Raw genomic sequence first — 22,975 nt, forward strand, 5'->3', positions numbered from 1 at the left:
GCAACGCTCCTGTCAGGCACAGTCTTTGTGGGCGATCCGGGCGGCAAGCGCCGTGGTCAACCCAACCGAGGATTTCGCAGCAGGCCGGGCAAAGCTGCCCCGGCGCGCCCCAATCGGACGCAACGCCGCGAGCGTCGCGGCCTGACGCAGCGCCGCTTGCGCACAATCGACCACCGGCACCGGGATCCTGTCGCGCACCAATGGGGCCAGCCCCGACAGTGGCGCGCCGGCCAGAACGATCACGTCGGCCCCGTCCTGATCAATCGCACGCAGCGCCAGATCCACTAGCAGATCGGCCTTTTCGCCCTGCACATCCGAGATCGATTTAAAGCTGCCGTCGAGCATCCGAATGCTGGCGCAACGCCCGCCGAGCCCATGCCAATCGACACATTCACGGTACCACGGCCCCAACGCCTGCGCGAAGGTCACAATCGAGAACCGACCGCCCAGCATACAGGCGGTGAGCATCCCGGCCTCGGCCAGCCCGACCACCGGAATGTCATACAATTCGCGGGCGGCGCCGATGCCCGGATCGCCAAAGGCGGCAACGATGGCGGCGTCGTAATTGCCATGATGCTCGGCCAGGATTTCCAGCACCGACATGCCGCCCACCATCGCCTCGGTCCGGGTCGAAATATAGGGCACCCCGACCGGCGCCGTAACGCTATCTAGCGTGGCGTCGGGCGGCAGAACCGAGCGCGCCGCGTCGGTCAGAAGCTTGGTCAACGCCTCGGTGGTGTTGGGATTGATGAGAAGTATTTTCATAAGTTTCACTCGTCTTTCGATCAATACCCCAGCGCGCGCGGCAGCCAGGTCACGATTCCGGGGAAGATCAGGCAGAGGATCAGCACGGCGTATTGCACCGCCACATAAGGCCAGACGTTGCGGATCAGTTCCGCCATCTTGACCCGTGTGATCCCGCTCATGACAAAGAGCACCACGCCCACCGGCGGGGTCATCATTCCGATCACAAGGTTGAACACGAACAGAAAGCCAAACAGCAACGGATCGATGCCAAAGGTGCCCGCGACCGGTGCAAACAGCGGCACCAGCATGATGTAGGCGGCGTTGGATTCGATGAACATTCCGACAACAATCAGGAACGACATCACCAGCAACAGGAACACGGTCGGATTGTCGCTCACACCGCGCAGGAAGTCGGCCATCGCGGCGGGCACCATGTCGATGGTGAACAAGAACGTCACCCCTGCCGCAAAGGCGATCAGCGCGCCGACCATCGCCGCACCGATGGCGGCCTGAAACAGCGCCGGGGCGAGGTCTGAGAGTTTGAGTTCTCGCGTCACCCAGAAGCCGACGATCACAGCGTAAGCCACGGCAATCCCGGCGCCTTCGGTGGGGGTGAACACCCCGCCAACGATCCCGCCAACAACCACGACCGGCATCGCCAGCACCGGCAGTGCGCGCCAAGCCTCAATCGCGGCGGTGCGGGCGGAAAACTGCGCGCCCGAAAGCTTGAACCCGCGCCGCACCGAGATCAGCGAGGCCACCGCCATAAAGCCCAGCGTCAGCAGGATGCCGGGGATAACGCCGGCCATGAACAGCCCGCCCACCGAGACCGCAGAGCCCGCCATCAGCGCATAGACAATCATCGCGTTCGACGGCGGAATGATCGCGCCAAGGTTGGCCGCCGAGGCGACAACAGCGCTGGAATAGCCGTCGTCATAGGTCTTGCGCATCGCCGGAACGAGGGTCGACCCCAGCGCCGAGGCCGAGGCCACCGCCGCACCGGACACCGCCGCCAGCATCATGCCAGACACGATGGCAACATGCGCCAGCCCGCCATGCACCCGGCCCACCAAAGCATTGGCGAAGTGGATCATCCGCGCCATGATCCCGGCACGCACCATCAGCTCGCCCGCCAGCATGAACAGCGGAATCGCCATCAGGGGAAAGCTGTCGACCGCGTGCATCATGCGCTGCGGTATCACGCTCAGCTCGATACCCCCCGCCAGCAATCCGCCCAGCGAGGCCAGCCCGAGCGCAAAGGCCAAAGGCATGCCAAGCAGCGCCAGCGTAAAGAAAACAAGGACAGTGATCAGGGTCATGGTGCCGCCTCCTCGGGCCAGGTGTTTCGTCCGCCCCAGGCCAGCAGCATCAGGTGCAAAACTGAGTGCACAGCGGCCAAAAGGACGGCGATGTAATAGACCGCCGCCGTCACCGGCAGGGTCGGCATCATCTCGGGCCAGGTGTAGGCCGCGACCTCGAAAGCAAAGCGAAAGATCACCAGCATCAGCACCGCCGCCAGCGCCGCCGACAGCCGGAACAGAGCCTCTTGCACCCGCTCGGAAAACTTGACCACCAGCGCATCGATCCCGACATGCACGCCACGGCGAATGCCATGCGGAATGGCCAGAAACATCGCCCAGACAAAGGCCAGCCGCGCCACCTCTTCCGCCCAGTCGATGGCGCTGGAAAAGGCGTAGCGCGCCACCACTTGGCTCACCACCAGACCGGTCATCACCGCCATTGCGCCGATCACCGCAAAGCCCGTTGCGTGGTCTAACCGGGCCAGCCAGTCGCGTGCCCGCGCGAGGGCCGGACCTCCTTTCAGAGGTCCGTCCATCTGTGCCGCAGCCATCATTTCGCGGCGGCTTCGCTTAGAACGAGGTCGATCAGCTCGGCACCGATCCGATCCTTAAGCTCGCCGATCACCGGCTGGCTGCGCGCGCGCAGTGTAGCGCGGGTTTCGGCACTGAGCGGCGTAAAGGTCATGCCCGCCTTGACCAGCGCATCGCGCGAGGCGGTGTCCTCGGTCGCCGCTGTCTCACGCTGCCAGGCAATCGCCTCGGCGGCGGCGGCGCGCACGGCCTGCTGTTGGTCTTCGCTCAGACCGTCAAATTTGCGTTTGTTGGCCACCAGCACGATGTAATCAAAGAAGTGGCCGCTGTCGGACAGATGTCCCTGCACCTCGTTGAAATTGCGCGACGCGATGATCGAAAATGGGTTTTCCTGCCCGTCGAGCACGCCTTGTTGCAGCGCCGAATACACCTCGGAAATGCCCATCGACACCGGGTTGGCCCCGATCGCGCGGAAGGTGGCAAGGTGGGTCTCGTTGGGTTGCAGACGGACCTTGAGCCCTTCGAAATCCTCAACCGTTTCAATGGCGCGCACGCTGTTGGTCACGTTGCGCGACCCCAGTTCCATCCAGCCAAGCGCCACAAATCCGCGCTCTGCCAGCTTGTCTTCCAGCATCTTTCCGGCCTTGCCGTCGATCACGCGAAAGGCGGTTTCGCGGTCGGGATAGGCAAAGGGCAGCGACACCGCCTCAAGCTCGGGCACCGTGCGCGACAGATAGGCCGAGCCGATCCACGTGCCGAAAACCACGCCCGAGCGGACCTGATCGACGTTCTCCTTGGCCCCGCCCAGCTGCATCGCCGGAAAGGTCTGCACGGTAAGGTCGCCGCCGGTTTGCTCTGCCACCGCAGCCGCAAACCGCTCCATCGCAAGCGAGCTGGAATGCTCGACCGGGAAGTTGCCGGCCAGTCTCAGAGATTCGGCCAGCGCCGGGGCGGCAACGGTCAGGGTCAGCGCGGCTGCGCCGAACAGAGCGAAAATCGGTTTCATCGGGGGTCTCCTGTCTGGGGGAGCAGCGGTGGTTGGGTGCATTCGGCACCGCCCGGTGCTGCCTTGATTTCAACACGGCCTAGGGTGTTGGCGCGCGGCCTCAAAATCAAGATTATTTTTTATAAAAAATTATAAACTATGTAACATACGGTTTAATATCAGTTTTATTATATTACACCTAAACCACTCCAGAGAAGAAACGGCGGATCTCTTGGCACCGGTCGGGTGCGGCACCCCCACTCGTCCCCGTGAAAATCCTGCGCGCCGGTGCGTGATTCCCAATGTCGAATCGTACTGCCGACGTGGGTTTGAGTGCGGCCCCCAAAATAAGTTCGCCGGCCGCCCAAGAATTGAACAAACCGCCTATTACCTTACAATTACAATTTATAAACATAGTGTTATAACAAATTAAATTTTTTATTTGATATTTTCTTCCGCCTCACACAGGCTTTGGTCAATCGAGTTCAGGAGTTTGACCATGACGTTCCCCCTTCGCATCGGCCTGCTCACGCCGTCATCGAACACCATCATGGAGCCGCGCACCGCCGAGCTTTTGAACGCGGTGCCAGAGGTCAGCGCCCATTTCGCCCGCTTCCGGGTGACGCAGATTGCGATGAGCGATGAGGCGCTTGGCCAGTTCAGCTTTGCGCCGCAGCTTGCCGCCGCCGATCTGCTCGCGGATGCCAAATGCGATGTGATCGCCTGGGGCGGCACCTCTGGCGGCTGGCTTGGTGCCGACAATGACGAACGGCTTTGCCGCGCCATCACCGAACAGACCGGCGTGCCCGCCACCACCTCGACGCTGGCAACGTTGGCCGCGTTTCGCGCCCTTGGGGCCACGACCTATGGCCTTGCCACGCCCTATCTTGACGAGGTGCAGACCGCGATCATCCACAACTTCGCCGCGCTGGGTTTTACCTGTCAGGCCGAGCGTCACCTGCAGGACCCCGGCAACTTTTCCTTCGCGCAATACAGCGAGGCCGAGGTTGGCGATCTGATCCGCGCGGTGGCCACCGCCGGGCCGCAAGCGATTGCGGTTTATTGCACCAATTTCGACGGCCCCCGCGTGGCGCCCGACATCGAGCGGGACACCGGCATTCCGGTGCTCGACAGCATTTCCGTCACCCTTTGGCACGCCCTGCGCCTGGCCGGTTTTGACACCGCGCCGCTGGCCGACTGGGGCCAAATCTTTCGCTGCGCCCTGCCCCGTACAGCAAACGGCACAGCCCACAGTTCACCCCCGCCACTCACGGCATAACGCGGGCCAACGCGCCCTTTTCCATCCCAACAAGGAGACCACCAATGAAATCCCTCATGACGCTTGCCGTCTCGGCGCTGATCGCCGCCACAGCGACAGCACAGGCCGAAACCATGCAACTTAAGGCGCTGGGCCAACCGGTTGCGACGGGCCTGATCCAGAAAAACGTCGAACAGCCGTTCTTTGAAAACTTCGCCGAAAAGACCGGCATCGACGCCACGGTTGACTATAAACCGCTCGACGTGACCGGCATCAAAGACACCGAACAGCTGCGTATCCTCAAGGCCGGTCTGTTTGACATCGTGTCCCTGCGGATGAGCCAGGTGTCGCGCGATGAGCCAACCATTCTGGGCCTCGATCTCGTCGGGTTGAACCCCGATTATGACACCGGTCGCAAGACGGTAGCCGCGTTCGAAGGCAAGGTCGACGAACAGTTGCAGGCCAAGTTCAACACCAAGCTGCTGGGCGTCTGGCCGTTTGGCCCGCAGGTGCTGTTCTGCGAACCCGAGATTGCGCAACTGTCTGACCTGAAGGGCAAAAAGGTCCGGGTCTATGACCAGAACCTTGCCAATTTCGTTTCGTCGGTGGGCGGCACACCGGTGCCGATTGGCTTCCCTGATGTGCACCAGTCGCTCGCCCGCGGCGTGGTTGATTGCGCCATCACTGGGCCGTCTTCGGCCAACTCGGCTGGCTGGCCGGAAGTCACCAACTACATGCTCCCCGTCGCGTTCCAACTGGCGCTGAATGGCTATGGCATCAACCTCGACACCTGGAACAAGATGTCGGCCGACGATCAGGCCAAGCTGGAAGCCGGGTTCGACACGCTGGTCGAAGACATCTGGACCTATTCCGAAGAGCTGTTTGACGACGCGGTGCGCTGTAACATCGGCGAAGACCCCTGTGAGACGGTCAAGAAATATGACCTCAAGCTGGTCGAAATCACCGACGCCGACAAAGACATCATCGGCAACGCGGTGAGTGAGATTTCCTTCCCGACCTGGGCCGAGGTTTGTGACAAGCAGAACGCCACCTGTTCGGCGGATTGGAAGTCGGCCATCGACGGCGCGATGACCCAATGACCGACCAGACAACGAACGGGGCCGCTCAGGCCCCGTCCACCCTGCATGCAAGCCACACGCTCGCCGGAGGGCTCTCCATGGAATATCTTGCCACCTTTGCCGCCCGCCTGTTTGGCGCCGCCCTTCTGGGTCTGTCGATCTTTGTCTCGATCGAAACGGTCGCGCGCAAGATGTTCAACTTTTCCTTTGAAGGCGCGGATGAGATGGGCGGCTATGTGCTTGCCGTCGGCTCCAGCCTTGCATTTGTGGTGGCGTTGATCGACCGCGCCCACATCCGCATTGATGTGCTGCACGCGCGGTTTCCGGCGCGGTTGCAGGCGATCATGGACTGGCTGTCCATCGTCTCGATTGCCGGGCTGGGCCTGTTCATCCTCTATGTCGGGCGCATCGTGATCGTCGATACCCTCGCCTATGGCTCGACCGCGCCAACGCCTTGGGCCACGCCGCTGATCTGGCCGCAGGCCGCCTGGTACGGCGCGCTGAGCCTGTTCTCGCTGACCGCGATTTACCTCGCCATCCGCGCCACGGTGTTTGTGATCAACGGCCAGCTCGACCGGGTCAGCGCCGAGTTCCAGCCCAAGGGCGCGATCGAGGAACTGAAAGAAGAAATGAGCGATCTGGAGCGCCGATAACCGGCTCTTTTACAGTCAATTCTTGCGGGGGGATGCCCCGCATAACGGGAGGTTCTCATGGGTGTGGGTTCGGTTTTCATAGGCTTTTTCGGGATGATGGGGCTGTTGCTCATGTCGTTCCCGATTGCCGTTATCATGGTGGTTCTGGGGGTCTTGGGCGGCGTGCTGCTCTATGGCTGGCCGCTGCTCAATTCGATGGGTCCGGTGATCTGGGGGGTGCAGAACGAGAATATCCTCACTGCCGTGCCGCTGTTTATCCTGCTTGGCGAACTGCTGTTGCGCAGTGGCATTGCCGACCGGATGTATGGCGCGTTAGCGATCTGGCTCAACCGGTTGCCGGGGGGGCTGTTACACACCAACATCGGCTGTTGTTCGCTGTTTGCCGCCACCTCTGGCTCGTCGGTTGCGACGGCGGCGACAGTCGGCACAGTAGCGCTGCCCAACCTCAAGGCACGCGGTTATGGCGCGCGGCAGGCGCTCGGTTCGCTGGCCGCAGGCGGCACGCTGGGCATTCTCATTCCGCCCTCGGTCAACCTGCTGATTTACGGCTCGCTGGCCAATGAATCCATCGGCCAATTGTTCATCGCCGGGATCATTCCGGGGATCACGCTGACGCTGCTGTTCATGGTCTATATCGCGGCAGAGTCCTATTTCATCCCGGCCACCACACAGGGCGAAGAACCCCGCGTGCCGCTGGCCGAGAAGATCGCCGCGCTCAAGCATCTTATCCCGCCCGCGATCATCTTTGCCGTCGTCATGGGGTCGATCTATTTCGGCATCGCGACGCCCACGGAATCCGCCGCTTTGGGCGTTGTCGTGGCGCTGGCCTTTGCCGCGCGCGAGGGCAAGCTGAGCGTTGAGTTCTTTGACAATTGCTTCCGTCAGACCGCCAAGACCACGGGCATGATCCTGCTGATCATCACCGCCGCTTTCATGTTGAACGTGACGCTGGCTCTGGGCGGCATTGCCCAGACGATGACCCAGTGGGTCGCCTCCTTCGGACTGTCGCCTTGGGCGCTGTTGATGGCGTTGATCGTGTTCTACCTGTTCCTTGGCATGTTCATGGACGTGCTGTCGATGCAGGTGCTGACCATCCCGGTGGCGCTGCCGATTGTCACCGCGGTCGGCATTGATCCGATCTGGTTTGGGATCTTTATCGTGCTGATGTGCGAGCTGGGGATGATCACGCCGCCGGTGGGGATGAACCTGTATGTCGTGCAGGGCGTGCGCACCGATGGCGGGCCGTTCCGCGATGTGGTGCTCGGGGCGATCCCCTATGCGCTGATCATGGTGGCCTTTACCATCCTGCTGATCTTTGTGCCCGACATCGTGACATGGTTGCCCGAAACCATGAGCGGGCGCTAGGCAATGAGCGACTATTGGAAACTGACGGCGGCCGAACTTGCGGCCGCCTACCGCACTGGCCGCGCCGATCCGGTGGCGGTGATTGCAGAACTTGAGGCGCGGATTAAAGCGCTCAATCCTGAAATCAACGCCTATGTCGCGCTGGCCGAGGATCTGCCTGCGCAGGCCGAGGCGTCACGCAAGCGCTGGCAGGCCGGGGCACCGCTGTCGCCGCTGGATGGCGTGCCGGTGGCGGTCAAGGACAACCTTCATGTCGCCGGGCTGCGCACCACTTGGGGCGGGCATACGTTCGACGATGTGGCCGAGGCGGATGAGCTGCCGGTGGCGCGGTTGCGCGCCGCCGGGGCGCTGATTGTTGGCAAGACCAACACGCCGGAGTTCGCCGTCGAAGGCTATACCGCCAACGCCCGCTTTGGCGTAACCCGCAACCCGTGGGATATTGCGCTGACGCCGGGCGGTTCGTCGGGCGGCTCGGTCGCGGCGGTGGCGGCGGGGCTGGCGACGCTGGCGATTGGCACCGATGGCGGCGGCTCTACCCGGCGCCCGGCGGGCCACACCGGGCTGTATGGGTTGAAGCCCTCGATCGGCTGCATCGCGCGCGGCGGCGGGTTGCCGCAAATCCTGATGGATTTTGAGGTGCTTGGCAGCTTTGCCCGCGACATTGGCGACCTGGAGATACTGCACAGCGTGCTCGCCGGGCCGGACCGCGCCGACCCGGTGTCGCGCTGCCGCCCCTTGGCTGGCCCGGCGCCTGACCGCTTGCGCATCCTCTCGGTGCCGCTGTTGGATGACAATCCCTGCGACCCCGCGATCACCGCCGCCCACCGCGCCCTTGCCCGGCGATTGTCGGACCTCGGGCATGAGGTCTGTGAAGGGCCACTGCCCCTCAACCTCGACGAGGTCAGCGCCTTCTGGGGCAGTTTCGCGCAGGTCGGTCTGGCGCAGATCCGCGCCTCGGTGCCTGCGATGCAATCCAAGGCCGCGCCGCAATACCTCGCGATGGCCGACGCGGGTGATGCTGTTCCGGCCCGTGATCTGTTCGCCGCGATTACAGCGGTGCAACGACTGCGGGTCGAAACCTCGCGGCTGTTTGGCGACTGGGACGTGATCTTGATGCCCACCGCCGCCGCGCAGCCCTGGCCCGCCGAGGTCAGCCACCCCGACCAGATTGATGGCCAGCCGGTCGGGCCGCGTGGCCATGCGATCTATACCGGGTGGGTCAATGCCGCCGGTCATCCCGGTTTGGCAGTGCCTGCGGGAACTGACCCGGCGGGCCTGCCGATCGGCTGCCAATTGATTGGCGATCTCGGCGGTGAATCCCGTCTGATCGCGCTTGCCGCTCAAGTGGCGGAGCGTGGCGAAGGCTGGCGCTGGCCTGCCCTCGCCGAAACGTCAGCTGATCCTGAGGTCAAGTGACACCGCGCCGAGACCGTCGATCCGCCCGCGGATGTCGGTCTCGGCCTGCACATACGGCAGCCCGTTCAACGATCCGGTGATCACCACCTGCCCCACCTGTAACCCACCGCAATGGCTGCCAATCATCTCTTCAAGCGCGAGGAAATTCTCAAACGCATCGCCGCCCGGCACCTGCGCCGCGCCGCTCAGCAACACGGTATCGCCCTCGGCCAGATGCGCCGACACCTGTGTCACCGGCAGCGCCTGCCAGTCTTTCACCGGCGCGCCAACCACCAGCCCGCCGTTGATCTGATTGTCCGCCAGTTTCAGCATCGGCGAGACCTCTGCCGGCAGCCGCGTGCGCACGATTTCGATCACCGGCACCAGCGACAGACAATCGGCAATCGCCTGACGTCGGTTCGCAACCTCCGGCCCCGGCAAAAGCGCGTCGATGCGGAACGCAAGCTCAAGCTCGATCCCGATCTCCTCACCTGCCGGCACTGTCAGCGTGGCGGGCGAGGTCAGAATGTCGGCGGCAAAAATCGGGGCCATGATCTTATCCGCGCCGGGTTTATTGGCCACTTTGAACCCGCCCACCGGACCGATGGCCGCGACAACCTCGGCCTGAACAGCGAAGGCCTCTGCAATCTTAGGATCGCACGCAGGCAGCGCCTCGGCGGCCAAAGCCACACCAGCGCGGCGCGCGCCGATCAAGGAAGACGCCAAAGCCGATATCGTCGCGCCGGATGTGGTATTTTGCATTTATTTATTTCTTTCTTGTTGATATGAATAAATTAAATTTAAATCTTGGGGCACCCTCCCGCAAGCGGGATCTGACGAGGGCAAACCGGTTTTTAACAAGTGACCGGCGTGCCGGACCCCGGGAGGAACAAGATGAAGACTCGCAGATCGGACCATCCGCGCAGACGGGTGAACAATCGCGGCAAGGTTGTGATCAGCCGCGCGCCGCTGCACGAACAAGTGGCCGAAGAGATCCGCCATATGATCGTCACTGGCAAGCTTGCGCCGGGCGAAAAGATCAAGGTGGCCGAGCTGGCCGAAGACCTTGATGTGTCGCTGACACCGATGCGCGAGGCGCTCAAGGTGTTGGGCAAGGAGAACCTTGTCGAGCTGATGGCCAATCGCGGCGCGCGGGTCACGGCCTTTACGGTCGAGGGCACGCGCAGCCTGTTCGAGGTGATTTCGCGGCTCGAAGCCTTGGCCGCCGAACTGGCCGCGACACGGATCACCGCCGAGGAATTGCAGGCGATGGAAGAGGCCCATCGCCTGATGCACGAAAGCTATGAAGCCAAGGATCTGCAAACCTATTTCGACCTCAATCTGGAAATTCACAATATGGTGGTTGAGGCCGCCAAGAACCCCGATCTGACCCGTGTGCGCACCAGTCTGGCCTTTCATGTCGAGCGGGCGCGGTTTTTGTCGATGGGCACCGCCGGGCATCGCGACCTGTCGATGGGCGATCATGAACAGTTGATGCAGGCGCTGCGCGACGGCGATGGTGCCAAGGCGCGCGACATCTGGCAGGTGCATCTTGAGCGCGCCGGAAACGAAGCCTGTCGGCTGGTGGCGCTGTGGGAAAAGGACAGCGATCAGACGGCGGCGCAGTGAGTTCGGCCGTCTGAGAAAATGCCCGATCTGAAAAAAGGTCCAATCTGAAAAGAGGCCGGACGCGAGGCCCGGCCAAGTCTCAGGGAGGTAGTGTTTCAGGCAGCCTGCCCGGAATTATGCGCGCTAGTTTGGGCCGTTTCGGGACGCTCGGCGAGATACTCCAGCGCCGCCTGCACCCCGCCTTTGCGGTGCGGCACACCGGCGCGGACCAGTCCCATTTCGATGCCCGACAAGGTGCCCGCCAGCATCAGATCGTTGAAATCGCCAAGGTGCCCGATGCGGAACACCCGGTCCTGCAACTGCCCAAGGCCATTGCCGAGCGACATGTTGAACTCGGTGTGGATGATCCGGCGCAGCGCGTCGGCAGAGTGCCCCTCGGGCATCATCACCGCCGTCAGCACCGGCGAGGCATGATCCGGCACCCGGCACAACACCTCAAGCCCCCAAGCCGCAACGGCGCGGCGGGTGGCCTCGCCGTGGCGCTGGTGGCGGGCGAACACCGCATCCAGCCCCTCTTCGTGCAGCATATCCACCGCCGCAACCAGCCCGTAAAGCATGTTGGTGGCGGGGGTATACGGGAAATAGCCGGTTTTGTTGGCAGCTATCATTTCGCCCCAATCCCAGAACGAGCGCGGCAGATTTGCGGTCTCTGACGCGGCTTTTGCCTTCTCGTTCACCGCGTTGAACGACAGCCCCGGCGGCAGCATCAAGCCCTTTTGCGAGCCGCCGACAGCCACGTCCACCCCCCAGGCATCATGCTGAAATGGCACCGACCCCAGCGAGGAAATCGTATCGACCATCAGCAGCGCCGGGTGCCCAGCGGCATCCATCGCCGCGCGCACCGCTGCGATGTCGGATGTGCAGCCCGTCGAGGTTTCGTTATGAACCACGCAGACCGCCTTGATTTCATGCGCGGTGTCGGCGCGCAGGCGGGCTTCGATCGCGCCGACATCCGCCCCCTGCCGCCAGTCGGTTTCGATCAGATCCGCCACCAGACCCAGCCGGTGGGCCAACCGCTGCCAGAGCCACGCGAAGTGCCCGGTTTCGCACATCAGTACCCTGCCGCCCGCCGACAGGGTGTTGACCAGCGCGGCCTCCCACGCCCCGGTGCCCGACGCCGGATAGATGATCACGTCGCCCGCAGTGCCAAAGATCGACTTGATCCCGCCCAGCGCCCGCAGGCCGAGTTCGCCAAATTCCGGGCTGCGATGGTCCATCACCGGGAAATCAATCGCGCGCTGAATACGGTCCGGCACGGTGCTGGGTCCGGGGATTTGAAGGAAGTGGCGTCCAGGTTTGCGCATCTTGATCAGTCTCCAAGTTTGGTGTGGCTTTTCAAGGAGGTTACAGGTTTTTGATTTTAAATCAATCTTTTTGTAATGCGATGATTTATAGGACAATTTTAACTTTTACATATCCATAGTACGGCGCAAATTCACGCATACCCCAGCCGCCCCGACAGATTCGGAAACGCACCGCGCTGGCGCAGGTCACACGAGATAGATAAAGATGTTGAACGGGCGCTTGGCCCCGTGGTCAGGCGCGGTCTGCGAGCAGAGCGTCCCAGTCCGGTTCGCTCTGGGTGCCGGCGCGCAGGGCGGCCTCGCGCTTTTGCATCCAGGCTTCGATCTGCTCAAGGCTGGGGTCCACCGCGTCAATCCACGTCAGGCACCAGATCATTTCCTGCGCCAGAACCACCTCGCTGACAGCTTCCAACGTCCGCGCAGGATCGTCCCAGCGGGGACCGCCGAGATAGACCGCCGCATACATCACCCGCGCCTTCTTGGGCGAGGTGCCATTGACCAAAAGCGCCTCGTAAAACATGCGGTGCACATCGGGCCAAGGGCGGGTGTGATAGGTCGCGATTTCCTCGTTGCCGATGCCGCAATAGGCGTCGTGCAGGGCGGCCGCCAACAGGTATTCGCGGCTTTGCCTATCGCCCATCAGCGCCGAAAAGATCGCCGGGATCGAGGCGCCGTCGGTCAGGGTTTTGGCCGGGGCGATCCAGGTCTCGCCGCGCGCATCGATAAACGAAAGCTCGGCGCGGGTGGGAAACAGCGCTTGCGGCCGGTCGGAAACAAACACCGGCGCGCCCTGCACCTCGAGCGGCCCACCGACAAAGCGGCAGATCTCGGAGGTCTCGTCGCGGGCAAGGCAGCTGACATCCTCGGCATCGCCGCGCGTGGAATAAACCGCAAAGGCACCGCCCACGGCCACCACTCCGGCCAAGGCGATGGCCCAATACGGTCTGTGGCTAGAGCTGGGAGACATGTCTGTCATGGTGCGACTCGCGATCATTCGGAAGGCTGCCGCACAAGGGTAGCAAATTCAGACTTTTCAACAAGTACGGTAAACCTGCCCCCGGTTTTCGCCTGTTCCGGTCTGAAGATTGCGCCAAAACCTTGGACAGAAATTAGCAACGGCGGATCAGGACAGATGCGCCGCCACCTGCCGTTCATGTGGCGCATGGCGATGCTCGAACACGTAGAGCCCCTGCCAAGTGCCAAGCCGCAAGCGGCCATTGATCACCGGGATCGACAGCGACACCGGCAGCAGCGCCGCCTTGATGTGGGCCGGCATGTCATCGACCCCTTCATAGGTGTGCGTGACAAACCCCATCGCGGGATCGTCGGCGGGCGGCACCAACCGGTGGAAATATTCGCGCAGGTCGGCTTGCACCTCGGGGTCGGCGTTTTCCTGGATCAGCAGGCTGGCCGAGGTGTGGCGGATCAGCAGCGTCAACAGCGCGGTGCGCGGCTCAATCTCTTGCACCCAAGCCTCGACCTCTCGGGTGAATTCGTAAAGACCGGGGCCCTGCGTGGCGATGGAAAATGTTGTCTGCACGGTGATGCTTTGGCTTTCGGACATGAGTTTGGCCATCAAAGTGCCGCTGGCCCGTTCTTTTATGTAGCCCGCCCAGCGCCATCCGTCCAATGACGGTTCGCGGCCTTGCCCACGGTGCCTGGCCCCCGCCCCCCCCTGCTGCTCGCGGCAATGTGACGGGCCCACAGCCGCAGACCGCATCATTCACCCTGTGCAACCCAGCGTTGCCGCGTATCCTCTGCCCGTTGGCAGGCGCATTTTCCGGCCTGTCGTTTTTCACGAGGACCAGCCAATGAACGAGATTGCCCCGCAACCCCGCATGACGGCCAAAGATTTTGATCAGGAATTGCTCGACCTTTACGACTTCTATGCCCACGGCAAAATCACCAAGCGCGAGTTTCTGGACCGCGCCGGTAAGTTTGCCATTGGCGGGTTAACCGCTGGGGTGCTGCTCAACATGCTCAGCCCGGATTATGCCATTGCCGAGCAGGTGAAGTTTACCGATCCCGACATCCTGCCGGAATACATCACCTATCCTTCGCCCAATGGGCATGGAGAGGTGCGCGGCTACCTTGTCAAACCCACTGGCGTCGAAGGCCCCGTGCCCGCCGTTGTGGTCATCCACGAAAACCGCGGGCTGAACCCCTATATCGAAGACGTGGCGCGGCGGGTGGCCAAGGCCGGCTTTATTGCGCTGGCACCAGACGGGCTATCCTCGGTCGGGGGGTATCCCGGCAACGATGCCGAGGGGCGCGCGTTGCAGCAAACGGTCGATGGCGTGAAGCTGATGAACGATTTCTTTGCCGCCTACGAATTCATGGCGGCGAGCGATATGACCACGGGCAAGGTCGGCTGCGTCGGCTTTTGTTATGGCGGCGGCGTATGCAATGCGCTGGCGGTGGCCTATCCCGAGCTCGGCGCATCGGTGCCGTTCTACGGACGCCAAGCCAGCGCCGAGGATGTGCCCAAGATCCAAGCGCCGCTGCTTTTGCAATACGGCGAGCTCGACACACGGATCAACGAGGGCTGGCCCGCCTATGAGGCCGCGCTCAAAGAGCATGGCAAGACCTTTGAGGCGCATATCTATGAGGGCGTGAACCACGGCTTTCACAACGACTCGACCCCGCGATACGATGAAGCGGCGGCCGAGCTGGCGTGGGAGCGGACCATCGCCCATTTCGACACATATCTGCGCTGATCACAGCGCCACAGCGGCGAAGGGCGGCCCCGAGAGGCCGCCCTTTTAGATCAACACATCCACTCGTTACAGATTGCTCCACACCAGCTTTGGCGCAAAGCGCGGGCGGGTGAAGGCAAAGTTGTACAGCTCTTGCGAGGCGATGCCGGGAATGTTGTAGGGCGGCTCATAGATCGACGATGTCTCGACCACGATCACCCGCTCATTGTTCAGCAGTGTCGGCAGGTTGTCGACCAGCGCGGTGTTCAGATCGCGTTCGGTCAGCGGATAAAGCGGGCCACGCGATTCCGACCAGTCGGGGTGATACTGCCCGTCGGTCGCATCCCAGCGCACCACAGTCACACGCAGGCCGGTTTCGGTATCGGCGTGGGTCAGAAACTCGAGCAGATCGTGCATCCCGGTCATATAGACATCATCGATGGCGTCGGTCTGGCGCGAGAAGGCATCCGAGATGGTATAGGCGGCGTTGGTGTTGATCGCCTTTTGGCGATAGGCGTCATAATACACGTAAGACGCGGCCAGAAGGAACATCAGGAGCGGCGCAAAGATCGCTATCTCGATCGAGGCATTGCCGCGGGTGTCACGCGCGAACTGGCGCAGGTGGGTGAAGGCTCTAAGGATCATAGCGGTTACCTCGGTTCCTGGACAAAGGCGGACGTCGACGCGATGGAGACGTAACCCTTGTCATCTTTTTTCATGGCGCCGCCGACGCCGGTGGTCGGAAAGACCGGCTTGAAGGTCAGGCAGGCCCGCAGCAGCATCAGGTCGTTGTCGATGCCGCTTTGGAATTGACGCACCGGTTGGGGCGTCTCTTCGGCGTTCTGGCAATCCGCCTCGGGCGGGATCGCCACAAAGGCGCGCGGATCGACCACTTTCATCTCAAGCCGCAGGTTCTCTTCGCAGTTGGCGATGATACCGGCGCTGTTGCAGATCTCGGTGCGCAACTCGGCATAGCTGGGCACACTGCCCGTAGAGAGCCGGATCTGGCGGACCGTGGTATCGACACCGCGTTCCAGCATGGCATGGCGGATGTTGGTATATCCAAGTTCGACGCTGGCCCCGAGAAAGATAGCAAAGAGCGAGACGACGATGACAAAGTCGATGGTGGCTGTGCCGGTCTCGTCCTTGCGGAAACGGGCGACCGAATTCTTCAGGGTACGGATCATTGGATCAGCCTCAGATTGTTAATTTGACGGGCGATGGTGTCGAAGACTTCCGAGATTTCCATCCCCTGGGTGCGGAAGAAGTGACTGTCGGAGGAGGCGCAGGTGCGCATCTCTTCGGCGGCACTGTCGCCGGTTTCAAAGGCCACGGTAAAGATCACGACACCGTTTTGCTTGGCGAGATTGCACTGGGCATAGAGGTCTTGCAGGTTGTCGGCTTTGCCCGATTGGGTGTAATAGCCAGCGCCGGTTTCCTGGTTGAGCATCTCGACTTCGCCGTTCTTGGTCGCGTCGGGATCGTTGGGGCGGTACTGGTCGGTGACATTGCCATCGGTCATCAGAACGATGAACTTTTCGGTCTCGGGATCCTCCCAGGCAATCGGGCGGCCACGGAACTGCGGGTCAACCAAACCTTCGTCGATCATATGGCCCACGGCGTCACTGGTGGCAGGGTCAAGCAGCGCCAGAGCATATTTCATGCCGTTCTGGGTGCCGGTGCCATCGTGCATCCGGATGTTGTCGATAAAAGTTTTCAGCTTGGTCGCGTTCTTGGAGTAATACTGGATCGAGGTGTCATCCTCCGGGCACCAGCCCCAGTCCATCACCTCGCGGTCAATGCTCCAGTGGTGGAAGTGCGGCACCATATCCTGGGTTTGCGGCAGGCCGATGGACGAGAACTCGTTCGAGTAAATCTCAAGACAGGAGCCGGGGGTATTGGCGTTCGGCGGTGCCTGCTCGACCCCTTCTGGGTTGGGGCTGACGTAAGAGCTTTCCCAAACCACGTAGTTGATGGTGCTGTATTTATAGGTGTTTCCGGGGATTTTTCCGTTGTTCTTGGTTGGGCCCATGTCGGATTCATGCCCATTGAGGTTGCCCTTGACCTGGAAGTACCGGCTTGGGCCACTATTGCCGCGGATCGATGCGCCAAGGAACTGCGACGGGTCGGTCAAATCGCCGTCTTCGTTCATCAGGTAGGCCACGGCCCCCTTGAACATGTCATCCACATCGCGTGACGCGCTGCTTGGGAAATCCTTGATCTTGTGGGCAATGTCGGACCGGTCGTCGTATTCACCGTCTTTGTCGTAATCGAAGTAGAACACCACATTGTCGATCGCACTGTCCCAAGGGGCAAAGTGGCCCTGAGCGGAATTGTCGGAGTCGCTCGCGCTGGTCGAGGTGCCACCGCCACACGACGGATCTGCGGCACCTTCTTCGGCGTTCTCAGCATTGTTGTTGCACAGCGAGTTGCCGGGCGCGTCCTGATCGCCGTTGCCCCAACCGTTGTTGCCCTTGTTCTTTTGACGGATGCCAAGGAAGTATTCATACATCTCGGGTCCGGGGTTCACCGTGCCCGCATAGGGCACCACGTTCAAGGTGGTGATCCCGTTGGATTCATCGGTCAGAACCTTGTCGACGAACGCCTTGGCCGCCGGTTTGAGGTTTTCCATCCGGCTGTTCCAGCGCATCGAGCCGGAAATATCGAGCACCAGAGAAATCTCGACGTTGGCGATCTTTTCCTCGGCGGTGCTGGCCGCCGGTGCATTCAAGGTGTTGATGCCACCCAGACGCATAAAGAAGGTGTCTACGTTGGTCTCGCCGGTCGCGGCAACCTCGCGGTAGTTCGAGCCTTGCTGCACGGTTACATTGGTTAGCGCCCCGGCCACACCGGCCTTGGCGACATATTCATTGGCCACCGCGGTCGGATCGCCCATCTGATCAAGGTCGGCGGCGGCGAGAACGGCGCGGTCAAGCACATGCTGCATCTTGGTGCGCACGGCCTCATAGCGCATCACGTCAATCGCGGCACCGGTGGTCAACAGGATGGCAAGGCTCATGTAGACCGACACGATGGTCGCGTTGCCTGTTTCGTCCTGCCAGAAATCACGCAGCTTGGTACGTGTCTCCTTGGTAAATCCTGTCATATCAATCTTCCCTCTGCGTACACAGAACGGGTTTCTGCGTAATGTTTATTAATGCGAGGGAATTGCTGCGCTGTCGGGGCGCAATTTAGGCGAAAAAAGGGTGTTTACCGAGGAATTAAGGAAAATTAACGGCAGGTGACTCTATTACGCATAGGTATTTCCCCTTTATAGTCAGAGGCTTATACGAAAGAATAGCCGTTCTGGCCGGGCGCGCGGGGTCAATCCCCCCTGCCCGGCCTTGCCTTTTCTATTAACGCGACTATGCGCTCAGAGCCCCTTGGCGCGGTAGCTTGAGGCCACTTTGTTTATCGCCACAAGGTAGGCGGCGGTGCGCAGATCGGTCACATCCTCGCGTTCATGCCAGACATCGCGCATCGACTGATAAGCAATGCGCATGGTGTCATCGAGGCCCGAGCGCACCAGTTCAAGCTCATCCGCGCCGCGCAGATACTTGGCCTTGAAATCCGGCGTCATCGACCACGCCCCGCCAAGATGCTGGTCGAGCCGTTCCAGCTCGCGCACGATCAATTCATGGCGCGCCTCTTCCTGACGGCGCTGCATCCGGCCAAAGCGAATGTGGCTGAGGTTCTTGACCCACTCGAAGTAAGACACCGTCACACCGCCAGCGTTGGCATACATGTCGGGAATGATCACCACGCCCTTCTTGCGCAGCACATCGTCGGCCCCGGCAGTCACCGGGCCATTGGCGGCCTCGATGATCAGCGGCGCCTTGATCCGCGCGGCGTTGGACATGTTGATCACCCCTTCCAGCGCGGCGGGGATCAGGATATCGCATTCCTCCTCCAGCACCCCTGCGCCCTCGGCATGATGCGCGGCGTCGGGAAATCCGGTGACGCCGCCGTGTTTGGCGATCCACTGGTGCACCGCCTCCACATCAAGCCCGTCGGCACTAAACAGCGCCCCATCGCGTTCGATGATGCCGGTGACGACACAGCCGTCTTCCTCCGACAGGAACTTGGCCGCGTGATAGCCCACGTTGCCGAGGCCCTGCACAATCACCCGCTTGCCATCAAGCTGGCCCGACAGATTGGCCTTTTCCACGCCTTTCGGATCGCGAAAGAACTCGCGCAGGGCGTATTGCACCCCCCGGCCCGTCGCCTCGACCCGCCCCGAGATGCCACCGGCATTCAGCGGTTTGCCGGTCACACACGCGCGCGCGTTGATATCAGTGGTGTTCATCCGCGCGTATTGATCGGCAATCCAGGCCATCTCACGCTCGCCGGTGCCCATGTCGGGCGCAGGCACGTTTTGCGAAGGATTGATCAGGTCGCGCTTGGCCAGTTCATAGGCAAAGCGGCGGGTGATCAGCTCCAGCTCATGTTCATCATATTGGCGCGGGTCAATACAGAGCCCGCCTTTCGATCCGCCAAACGGCGCCTCGACCAGCGCACACTTATAGGTCATCAGCGCGGCAAGCGCCTCGACCTCATCCTGATTGACGGCGCTGGAGTAGCGGATGCCGCCCTTGACCGGCTCCATATGTTCGGAGTGGTTCGATCGATAGCCGACAAAGGTCTGGATGCGCCCGCGCAGCCGCACGCCGAAACGCACCGTATAGGTGGCGTTGCAGACGCGGATCTTTTCCTCGAGCCCCGGCGGCAGGTCCATCAGCGCCACGGCGCGGTTGAACATAAGATCAACGCTCTCGCGGAATGTCGGCTCATTGACTGGCTGCATGTGCGGTTCCTCCATGGGTTCTGGCGTACGACTCGCCAACTTTGTCTGTTTTTTAGGCCAAGCCTATGCCGGTAAGGTACGGGTTTGCGAGGTCTTTCTCCCTTTTGTTTGCGCCGCACGTCAGGCTGGGTACTGCGGCGCGCGGGCAAATGTGTCGCGCGCCGACACCGGTGAAAGGTTAACGCCGCAATCTTTGCCAATATCTTCTCAAATTGTTTCGACTGGCCTGACAATCGCCCGCGCCGCTGGCCACTGGCGCCCGTAGAGATACAAAAATACGTTATTTTACAGGAGCTTGCCTTAATTTGGCCGAGGTTTAAGAGCATAAGTATAGCTGCGCGAGGGCCGCCCGGTTGTTGCGATAGCCTCCGGTATAGGAGGGGATCGAAAGGTTAAGTCCGGGCTTTTGAGAGTGAGGATTAACGAATGACCAAGGACACGTTTCGTCCGTTGCCGTCCGTCAAGGACAGGGTGGCGACAGATCTAGGGCGGTTCCGATCCGAAGAGACCGGAACCATTACCATTCTGGCGATGATCATCTTCGTCGGGATTATTGCAATCTGCGGATTTGGCGTCGATCTCATGATGAATGAGATGAAGCGAGCCAAATTGCAGGCCACGCTTGACCGCGCTGTTCTGGCCGCGGCCGATCTTGAGCAGGAACTTGATCCTGCCGCTGTGGTTCAGGATTACTTTGTCAAATCCGGCATGGGTGACACGCTGAGCACCACCAGCGTCGAGGATGCGTTGAACTATCGCATCGTTTCGGCCACCGCGTCGCAAACCTCGGATCCGCTGTTCCTTGGCATTCTCGGCATCAATGAGATGGTGGCCCCCGCAAGCGGCGAAGCCACCGAGATGATGTCGAACGTCGAGATTTCGATGGTGCTTGACCGCTCCGGGTCGATGGGATCGAACAACAAGATCCAGAACCTGCGCGCCGCCGCCCGCGAATTTGTTGATACCGTGATCCAGCCCGCGGGCGCGCCCAGCCTGACCACCGTCAGTCTTGTGAGCTATAATGCCACCGTGAACCTTGGTCCTGTCGTGTCGCAGTATTTCAACCTGTCGGCCGAGCACAACTACTCCGCCTGCGCGGTCTTTCCCGACAGTGCCTTTGACACGCTGGGCATTTCCCGTTCAAACGAGCTTGACCGGCTGAGCCACTTCGACCTCTCCAGCACCAGCGAAAGCTCTACCGCGATTTCGCAGCCCTGGTGCCCGGATGATGCCTATGGCGCGATTGTGGTCCACAGTGACGACGCCGAAGCGCTGAAATCCAGCATTGATGCGCTGGGGGCCGGTGGCAACACCGCGATTGACCTCGGGATGAAATGGGGCGCTGCCCTGCTTGATCCGAGCGCGCAGAGCCTAGTGAGTGATATGATCAGCGATGGCCATGTCGCCCCTGCGGTTGCGGGTCGGCCTGTGTCGCTTACCGATCCTGAAACGCTCAAGATCATCGTGTTGATGACGGACGGCGCCAATACCACTGAATATGACCTCAAGCCGCAGTACCAGACCGGCCTGTCCGATATCTGGATCGATGACCGCGGCGACACCAACCCGTCGAATGACCGCTTCTCGTCCAAGATCCTCGATCTGCCGGGCACCGTGGCCGACATCTGGTACTGGGATCGCTACGAGAACTATTCCTTCAACTACAAGTACCGCAACACGCCCGATGGCGGCGGCAATGCCGAACAGATGTCAAACGCCGATGTCTTTGCCCGCTGGGGCACCCGGGCCCGCGCATATAAGTTCTTCCGCACGCCCTACCAGGATGGCCAGCTGCCGTATTCCAACTACGCCGACGAGTATTACGCCTATGAAGGCATCGTTGTGGCCGGTCACGCAGATACCCGTCTGGCGGCGATCTGTGGCCAGGCCAAGGACGCCGGGATCGTGGTGTTTGCCGTCGGCTTTGAGGCACCGCAACAAGGACTGGACGCGATGGAGAACTGCGCCTCGTCGCCCGCCCACTACTTTGACGTGAACGGCGTGGAAATCTCGGATGCCTTCAAATCCATCGCCCGCACCATCACCCAACTGAGGTTGACCCAATGACCTATCGCATAATGACCAACCGCATGACCCAGTCCCTGCGCCGGTTTGCCCGCGAAGAGGCGGGATCGGTCGAGACCATATCCTTTGCCATCTGGATGCCGCTGCTGATCTTTACCCTGCTGACCTCGCTTGAGGTGGGGGCCTATACCGCCCGCGCCACCATGCTCGAACGCAGCCTGGATCAGACTGTCCGTTCCATCCGGCTTGGCACCGGCAGCGCGCCGCAACACGATGAGATCAAAGAGATGATCTGCGAGCGTGCAGTGATCTTGTCGGATTGCGCCACCAACCTGCGGCTTGAAATGGTCCAGCGCGATCCGCGCAACTGGGATGCCCTGCCCGGCTCGGCCGATTGTGTCGATGCCTCGCTTGAGGTGGCCCCGGTGCGCGCCTTCGAGGCCGGCCAGAGCAACGAACTTATGGTGCTGCGCGCCTGCGCCAAGATTTCACCGATCTTCCCGATCACATGGTTCGCGGCAGCGGTGCAAAAGGACGGCGCCGGAGATTATTCGCTGATCGCCGCCACGTCCTTCGTCCAGGAACCGAGGTAATCGCTATGATTGTTAAAAATTTCAACAAACTCACCACGCATATGCGTAAATTCCTTGGCGATGCCCGTGGCAGCGTAAACGTGGAGGGGGCGATCTTTCTGCCCTTCCTGCTGGCCACAATCGTTGCGACGATGGTGTTCTATGATGCCTTCCGCAAAGACAGCCTTGGTGACAAGGCGACCTTTACCATCGGCGATATGCTGTCGCGTGAGACCGATTATATCACGCCGGAATACGTCGACAGCGCCAAGCAGCTTCTGTCGTTCCTCACCGGCACGCCGGATGCGGAGAACACGCTGCGGGTGTCGGTGGTGGCGTATAATGCGTCAACCGGCGGCTATACCGTGCGGTGGAGCCAGGTGCGCGGTGCCCATGCGCAGCCGCTGACCGATGCCGATCTTGCCAATGCGCAGGATCAACTGCCGGTCATGGTGCATGCCGAGCAACTTATTCTGGTCGATTCATATCTGAATTACGATTGGCCAGTCGATTTGGGCTTTCAAGACGAGGTGATGATCGCCCGCGTCTTTACCCGCCCCCGTTTTGCGCCACAGCTCGTTTGGTTGGAAAGCTAACCCCCAATCTGTTTTCACCCAGACGAGATGCGGCC

General features: G+C 61.3%; 22 protein-coding genes. 10 read left to right on the forward strand and 12 right to left on the reverse strand.

Features of this window, described 5'->3' with window-relative positions:
• Nucleotides 1–12: 12 nt before the first annotated feature.
• From ACW9UO_RS05595 to ACW9UO_RS05610, 4 genes are read right to left on the reverse strand one after another with little or no spacing between them, the layout of a single operon-like run.
• A complete protein-coding gene (locus ACW9UO_RS05595) occupies nt 13–765 on the reverse strand; it encodes an aspartate/glutamate racemase family protein (RefSeq protein WP_457087995.1) in 753 nt (250 codons plus the stop codon).
• Nucleotides 766–785: 20 nt separating this feature from the next.
• The gene (locus ACW9UO_RS05600) at nt 786–2,066 is read right to left on the reverse strand and encodes a TRAP transporter large permease (protein ID WP_457087996.1); all 1,281 of its coding nucleotides are present in this window, start codon (nt 2,064–2,066) and stop codon (nt 786–788) included.
• Entirely contained in the window at nt 2,063–2,584 is a 522-nt protein-coding gene (locus tag ACW9UO_RS05605; protein WP_457087997.1) for a TRAP transporter small permease, read from the reverse strand. Before ACW9UO_RS05605 ends, ACW9UO_RS05600 begins: the two co-directional genes overlap by 4 nt.
• A gap of 14 nt (nt 2,585–2,598) precedes the next feature.
• The gene (locus ACW9UO_RS05610; protein WP_457087998.1) at nt 2,599–3,585 is read right to left on the reverse strand and encodes a TRAP transporter substrate-binding protein; all 987 of its coding nucleotides are present in this window, start codon (nt 3,583–3,585) and stop codon (nt 2,599–2,601) included.
• 478 nt (nt 3,586–4,063) lie between these two features.
• On the opposite strand from ACW9UO_RS05610, the gene ACW9UO_RS05615 reads away from it, so the two are divergent.
• The 5 genes from ACW9UO_RS05615 to ACW9UO_RS05635 are packed head-to-tail and all read left to right on the forward strand — an operon-like array spanning nt 4,064 to nt 9,335.
• On the forward strand, nt 4,064–4,843 hold the full coding sequence (locus ACW9UO_RS05615) for a maleate cis-trans isomerase family protein (protein ID WP_457087999.1): 780 nt from the start codon (nt 4,064–4,066) through the stop codon (nt 4,841–4,843).
• 44 nt (nt 4,844–4,887) lie between these two features.
• The gene (locus ACW9UO_RS05620) at nt 4,888–5,922 is read left to right on the forward strand and encodes a TRAP transporter substrate-binding protein (protein ID WP_457088000.1); all 1,035 of its coding nucleotides are present in this window, start codon (nt 4,888–4,890) and stop codon (nt 5,920–5,922) included.
• A complete protein-coding gene (locus ACW9UO_RS05625; protein WP_457088001.1) occupies nt 5,919–6,554 on the forward strand; it encodes a TRAP transporter small permease subunit in 636 nt (211 codons plus the stop codon). The genes ACW9UO_RS05620 and ACW9UO_RS05625 overlap by 4 nt, the downstream gene beginning before the upstream one ends.
• A gap of 57 nt (nt 6,555–6,611) precedes the next feature.
• Nucleotides 6,612–7,919, forward strand: a complete 1,308-nt coding sequence (locus ACW9UO_RS05630) for a TRAP transporter large permease (protein ID WP_457088002.1) — start codon at nt 6,612–6,614, stop codon at nt 7,917–7,919.
• 3 nt (nt 7,920–7,922) lie between these two features.
• Nucleotides 7,923–9,335 (forward strand): amidase, encoded by a 1,413-nt coding sequence (locus ACW9UO_RS05635; protein WP_457088003.1) that lies wholly within the window; start codon nt 7,923–7,925, stop codon nt 9,333–9,335.
• Here ACW9UO_RS05635 and ACW9UO_RS05640 read toward each other — a convergent pair.
• Nucleotides 9,312–10,076, reverse strand: coding sequence for a 2-keto-4-pentenoate hydratase (locus ACW9UO_RS05640; RefSeq protein ID WP_457088004.1), 765 nt, complete (start codon nt 10,074–10,076; stop codon nt 9,312–9,314). The two genes, ACW9UO_RS05635 and ACW9UO_RS05640, sit on opposite strands and share 24 nt — an antisense overlap.
• Before the next feature lie 132 nt (nt 10,077–10,208).
• On the opposite strand from ACW9UO_RS05640, the gene ACW9UO_RS05645 reads away from it, so the two are divergent.
• Nucleotides 10,209–10,943 carry a GntR family transcriptional regulator gene (locus ACW9UO_RS05645; protein ID WP_457088005.1) on the forward strand — a complete coding sequence of 245 codons (735 nt, stop codon included), beginning with the start codon at nt 10,209–10,211 and terminating at the stop codon, nt 10,941–10,943.
• A 95-nt stretch (nt 10,944–11,038) separates the two neighbouring features.
• Here ACW9UO_RS05645 and ACW9UO_RS05650 read toward each other — a convergent pair whose 3' ends face one another.
• The 3 genes from ACW9UO_RS05650 to ACW9UO_RS05660 all read right to left on the reverse strand — a co-directional run bounded on the left by ACW9UO_RS05650 (nt 11,039) and on the right by ACW9UO_RS05660 (nt 13,787).
• Nucleotides 11,039–12,247, reverse strand: coding sequence for a pyridoxal-phosphate-dependent aminotransferase family protein (locus ACW9UO_RS05650; RefSeq protein WP_457088006.1), 1,209 nt, complete (start codon nt 12,245–12,247; stop codon nt 11,039–11,041).
• A gap of 232 nt (nt 12,248–12,479) precedes the next feature.
• Nucleotides 12,480–13,214, reverse strand: coding sequence for a DUF1353 domain-containing protein (locus ACW9UO_RS05655; RefSeq protein WP_457088007.1), 735 nt, complete (start codon nt 13,212–13,214; stop codon nt 12,480–12,482).
• A 156-nt stretch (nt 13,215–13,370) separates the two neighbouring features.
• Nucleotides 13,371–13,787, reverse strand: a complete 417-nt coding sequence (locus tag ACW9UO_RS05660; RefSeq protein WP_457088608.1) for a secondary thiamine-phosphate synthase enzyme YjbQ — start codon at nt 13,785–13,787, stop codon at nt 13,371–13,373.
• A 271-nt stretch (nt 13,788–14,058) separates the two neighbouring features.
• On the opposite strand from ACW9UO_RS05660, the gene yghX reads away from it, so the two are divergent.
• Complete coding sequence (gene yghX, locus ACW9UO_RS05665; protein WP_457088008.1) at nt 14,059–14,964, forward strand: YghX family hydrolase; 906 nt, start codon at nt 14,059–14,061, stop codon at nt 14,962–14,964.
• A gap of 66 nt (nt 14,965–15,030) precedes the next feature.
• On the opposite strand, the gene ACW9UO_RS05670 is transcribed toward yghX, so the two are convergent.
• The 4 genes from ACW9UO_RS05670 to ACW9UO_RS05685 form a co-directional block, all read right to left on the reverse strand.
• Entirely contained in the window at nt 15,031–15,588 is a 558-nt protein-coding gene (locus ACW9UO_RS05670; RefSeq protein ID WP_457088009.1) for a TadE/TadG family type IV pilus assembly protein, read from the reverse strand.
• Nucleotides 15,589–15,593: 5 nt separating this feature from the next.
• Entirely contained in the window at nt 15,594–16,130 is a 537-nt protein-coding gene (locus ACW9UO_RS05675) for a TadE/TadG family type IV pilus assembly protein (protein WP_457088010.1), read from the reverse strand.
• On the reverse strand, nt 16,127–18,049 hold the full coding sequence (locus ACW9UO_RS05680; protein WP_457088011.1) for a pilus assembly protein TadG-related protein: 1,923 nt from the start codon (nt 18,047–18,049) through the stop codon (nt 16,127–16,129). The genes ACW9UO_RS05675 and ACW9UO_RS05680 overlap by 4 nt, the downstream gene beginning before the upstream one ends.
• A gap of 267 nt (nt 18,050–18,316) precedes the next feature.
• Nucleotides 18,317–19,747: a Glu/Leu/Phe/Val family dehydrogenase gene (locus tag ACW9UO_RS05685; protein ID WP_457088012.1), complete on the reverse strand. Its 1,431-nt coding sequence runs from the start codon at nt 19,745–19,747 to the stop codon at nt 18,317–18,319.
• Nucleotides 19,748–20,173: 426 nt separating this feature from the next.
• Between ACW9UO_RS05685 and ACW9UO_RS05690 the strand changes: the two genes are divergently transcribed.
• The 3 genes from ACW9UO_RS05690 to ACW9UO_RS05700 are packed head-to-tail and all read left to right on the forward strand — an operon-like array spanning nt 20,174 to nt 22,940.
• Entirely contained in the window at nt 20,174–21,814 is a 1,641-nt protein-coding gene (locus ACW9UO_RS05690; protein ID WP_457088013.1) for a pilus assembly protein TadG-related protein, read from the forward strand.
• Nucleotides 21,811–22,365, forward strand: a complete 555-nt coding sequence (locus ACW9UO_RS05695; protein WP_457088014.1) for a TadE/TadG family type IV pilus assembly protein — start codon at nt 21,811–21,813, stop codon at nt 22,363–22,365. Before ACW9UO_RS05690 ends, ACW9UO_RS05695 begins: the two co-directional genes overlap by 4 nt.
• Before the next feature lie 5 nt (nt 22,366–22,370).
• Nucleotides 22,371–22,940, forward strand: a complete 570-nt coding sequence (locus ACW9UO_RS05700; protein WP_457088015.1) for a TadE/TadG family type IV pilus assembly protein — start codon at nt 22,371–22,373, stop codon at nt 22,938–22,940.
• The last annotated feature ends 35 nt before the right edge of the window (nt 22,941–22,975 follow it).

The sequence above is a fragment of the Marinovum sedimenti genome (genome assembly GCF_054052205.1).

Excerpts from the sequence above, each read along its gene's own strand:
- ACW9UO_RS05635 (WP_457088003.1), top strand. The coding sequence starts at position 7,923 with ATGAGCGACTATTGGAAACTGACGGCGGCCGAACTTGCGGCCGCCTAC.
- ACW9UO_RS05610 (WP_457087998.1), bottom strand. The coding sequence starts at position 3,585 with ATGAAACCGATTTTCGCTCTGTTCGGCGCAGCCGCGCTGACCCTGACC.
- ACW9UO_RS05645 (WP_457088005.1), top strand. The coding sequence starts at position 10,209 with ATGAAGACTCGCAGATCGGACCATCCGCGCAGACGGGTGAACAATCGC.
- ACW9UO_RS05680 (WP_457088011.1), bottom strand. The coding sequence starts at position 18,049 with ATGACAGGATTTACCAAGGAGACACGTACCAAGCTGCGTGATTTCTGG.
- ACW9UO_RS05605 (WP_457087997.1), bottom strand. The coding sequence starts at position 2,584 with ATGGACGGACCTCTGAAAGGAGGTCCGGCCCTCGCGCGGGCACGCGAC.
- ACW9UO_RS05630 (WP_457088002.1), top strand. The coding sequence starts at position 6,612 with ATGGGTGTGGGTTCGGTTTTCATAGGCTTTTTCGGGATGATGGGGCTG.
- ACW9UO_RS05675 (WP_457088010.1), bottom strand. The coding sequence starts at position 16,130 with ATGATCCGTACCCTGAAGAATTCGGTCGCCCGTTTCCGCAAGGACGAG.
- ACW9UO_RS05625 (WP_457088001.1), top strand. The coding sequence starts at position 5,919 with ATGACCGACCAGACAACGAACGGGGCCGCTCAGGCCCCGTCCACCCTG.
- ACW9UO_RS05670 (WP_457088009.1), bottom strand. The coding sequence starts at position 15,588 with ATGATCCTTAGAGCCTTCACCCACCTGCGCCAGTTCGCGCGTGACACC.
- ACW9UO_RS05700 (WP_457088015.1), top strand. The coding sequence starts at position 22,371 with ATGATTGTTAAAAATTTCAACAAACTCACCACGCATATGCGTAAATTC.
- ACW9UO_RS05620 (WP_457088000.1), top strand. The coding sequence starts at position 4,888 with ATGAAATCCCTCATGACGCTTGCCGTCTCGGCGCTGATCGCCGCCACA.
- ACW9UO_RS05595 (WP_457087995.1), bottom strand. The coding sequence starts at position 765 with ATGAAAATACTTCTCATCAATCCCAACACCACCGAGGCGTTGACCAAG.
- ACW9UO_RS05655 (WP_457088007.1), bottom strand. The coding sequence starts at position 13,214 with ATGTCTCCCAGCTCTAGCCACAGACCGTATTGGGCCATCGCCTTGGCC.
- ACW9UO_RS05640 (WP_457088004.1), bottom strand. The coding sequence starts at position 10,076 with ATGCAAAATACCACATCCGGCGCGACGATATCGGCTTTGGCGTCTTCC.
- ACW9UO_RS05650 (WP_457088006.1), bottom strand. The coding sequence starts at position 12,247 with ATGCGCAAACCTGGACGCCACTTCCTTCAAATCCCCGGACCCAGCACC.
- ACW9UO_RS05695 (WP_457088014.1), top strand. The coding sequence starts at position 21,811 with ATGACCTATCGCATAATGACCAACCGCATGACCCAGTCCCTGCGCCGG.
- ACW9UO_RS05600 (WP_457087996.1), bottom strand. The coding sequence starts at position 2,066 with ATGACCCTGATCACTGTCCTTGTTTTCTTTACGCTGGCGCTGCTTGGC.
- ACW9UO_RS05615 (WP_457087999.1), top strand. The coding sequence starts at position 4,064 with ATGACGTTCCCCCTTCGCATCGGCCTGCTCACGCCGTCATCGAACACC.
- yghX (WP_457088008.1), top strand. The coding sequence starts at position 14,059 with ATGAACGAGATTGCCCCGCAACCCCGCATGACGGCCAAAGATTTTGAT.
- ACW9UO_RS05685 (WP_457088012.1), bottom strand. The coding sequence starts at position 19,747 with ATGCAGCCAGTCAATGAGCCGACATTCCGCGAGAGCGTTGATCTTATG.
- ACW9UO_RS05690 (WP_457088013.1), top strand. The coding sequence starts at position 20,174 with ATGACCAAGGACACGTTTCGTCCGTTGCCGTCCGTCAAGGACAGGGTG.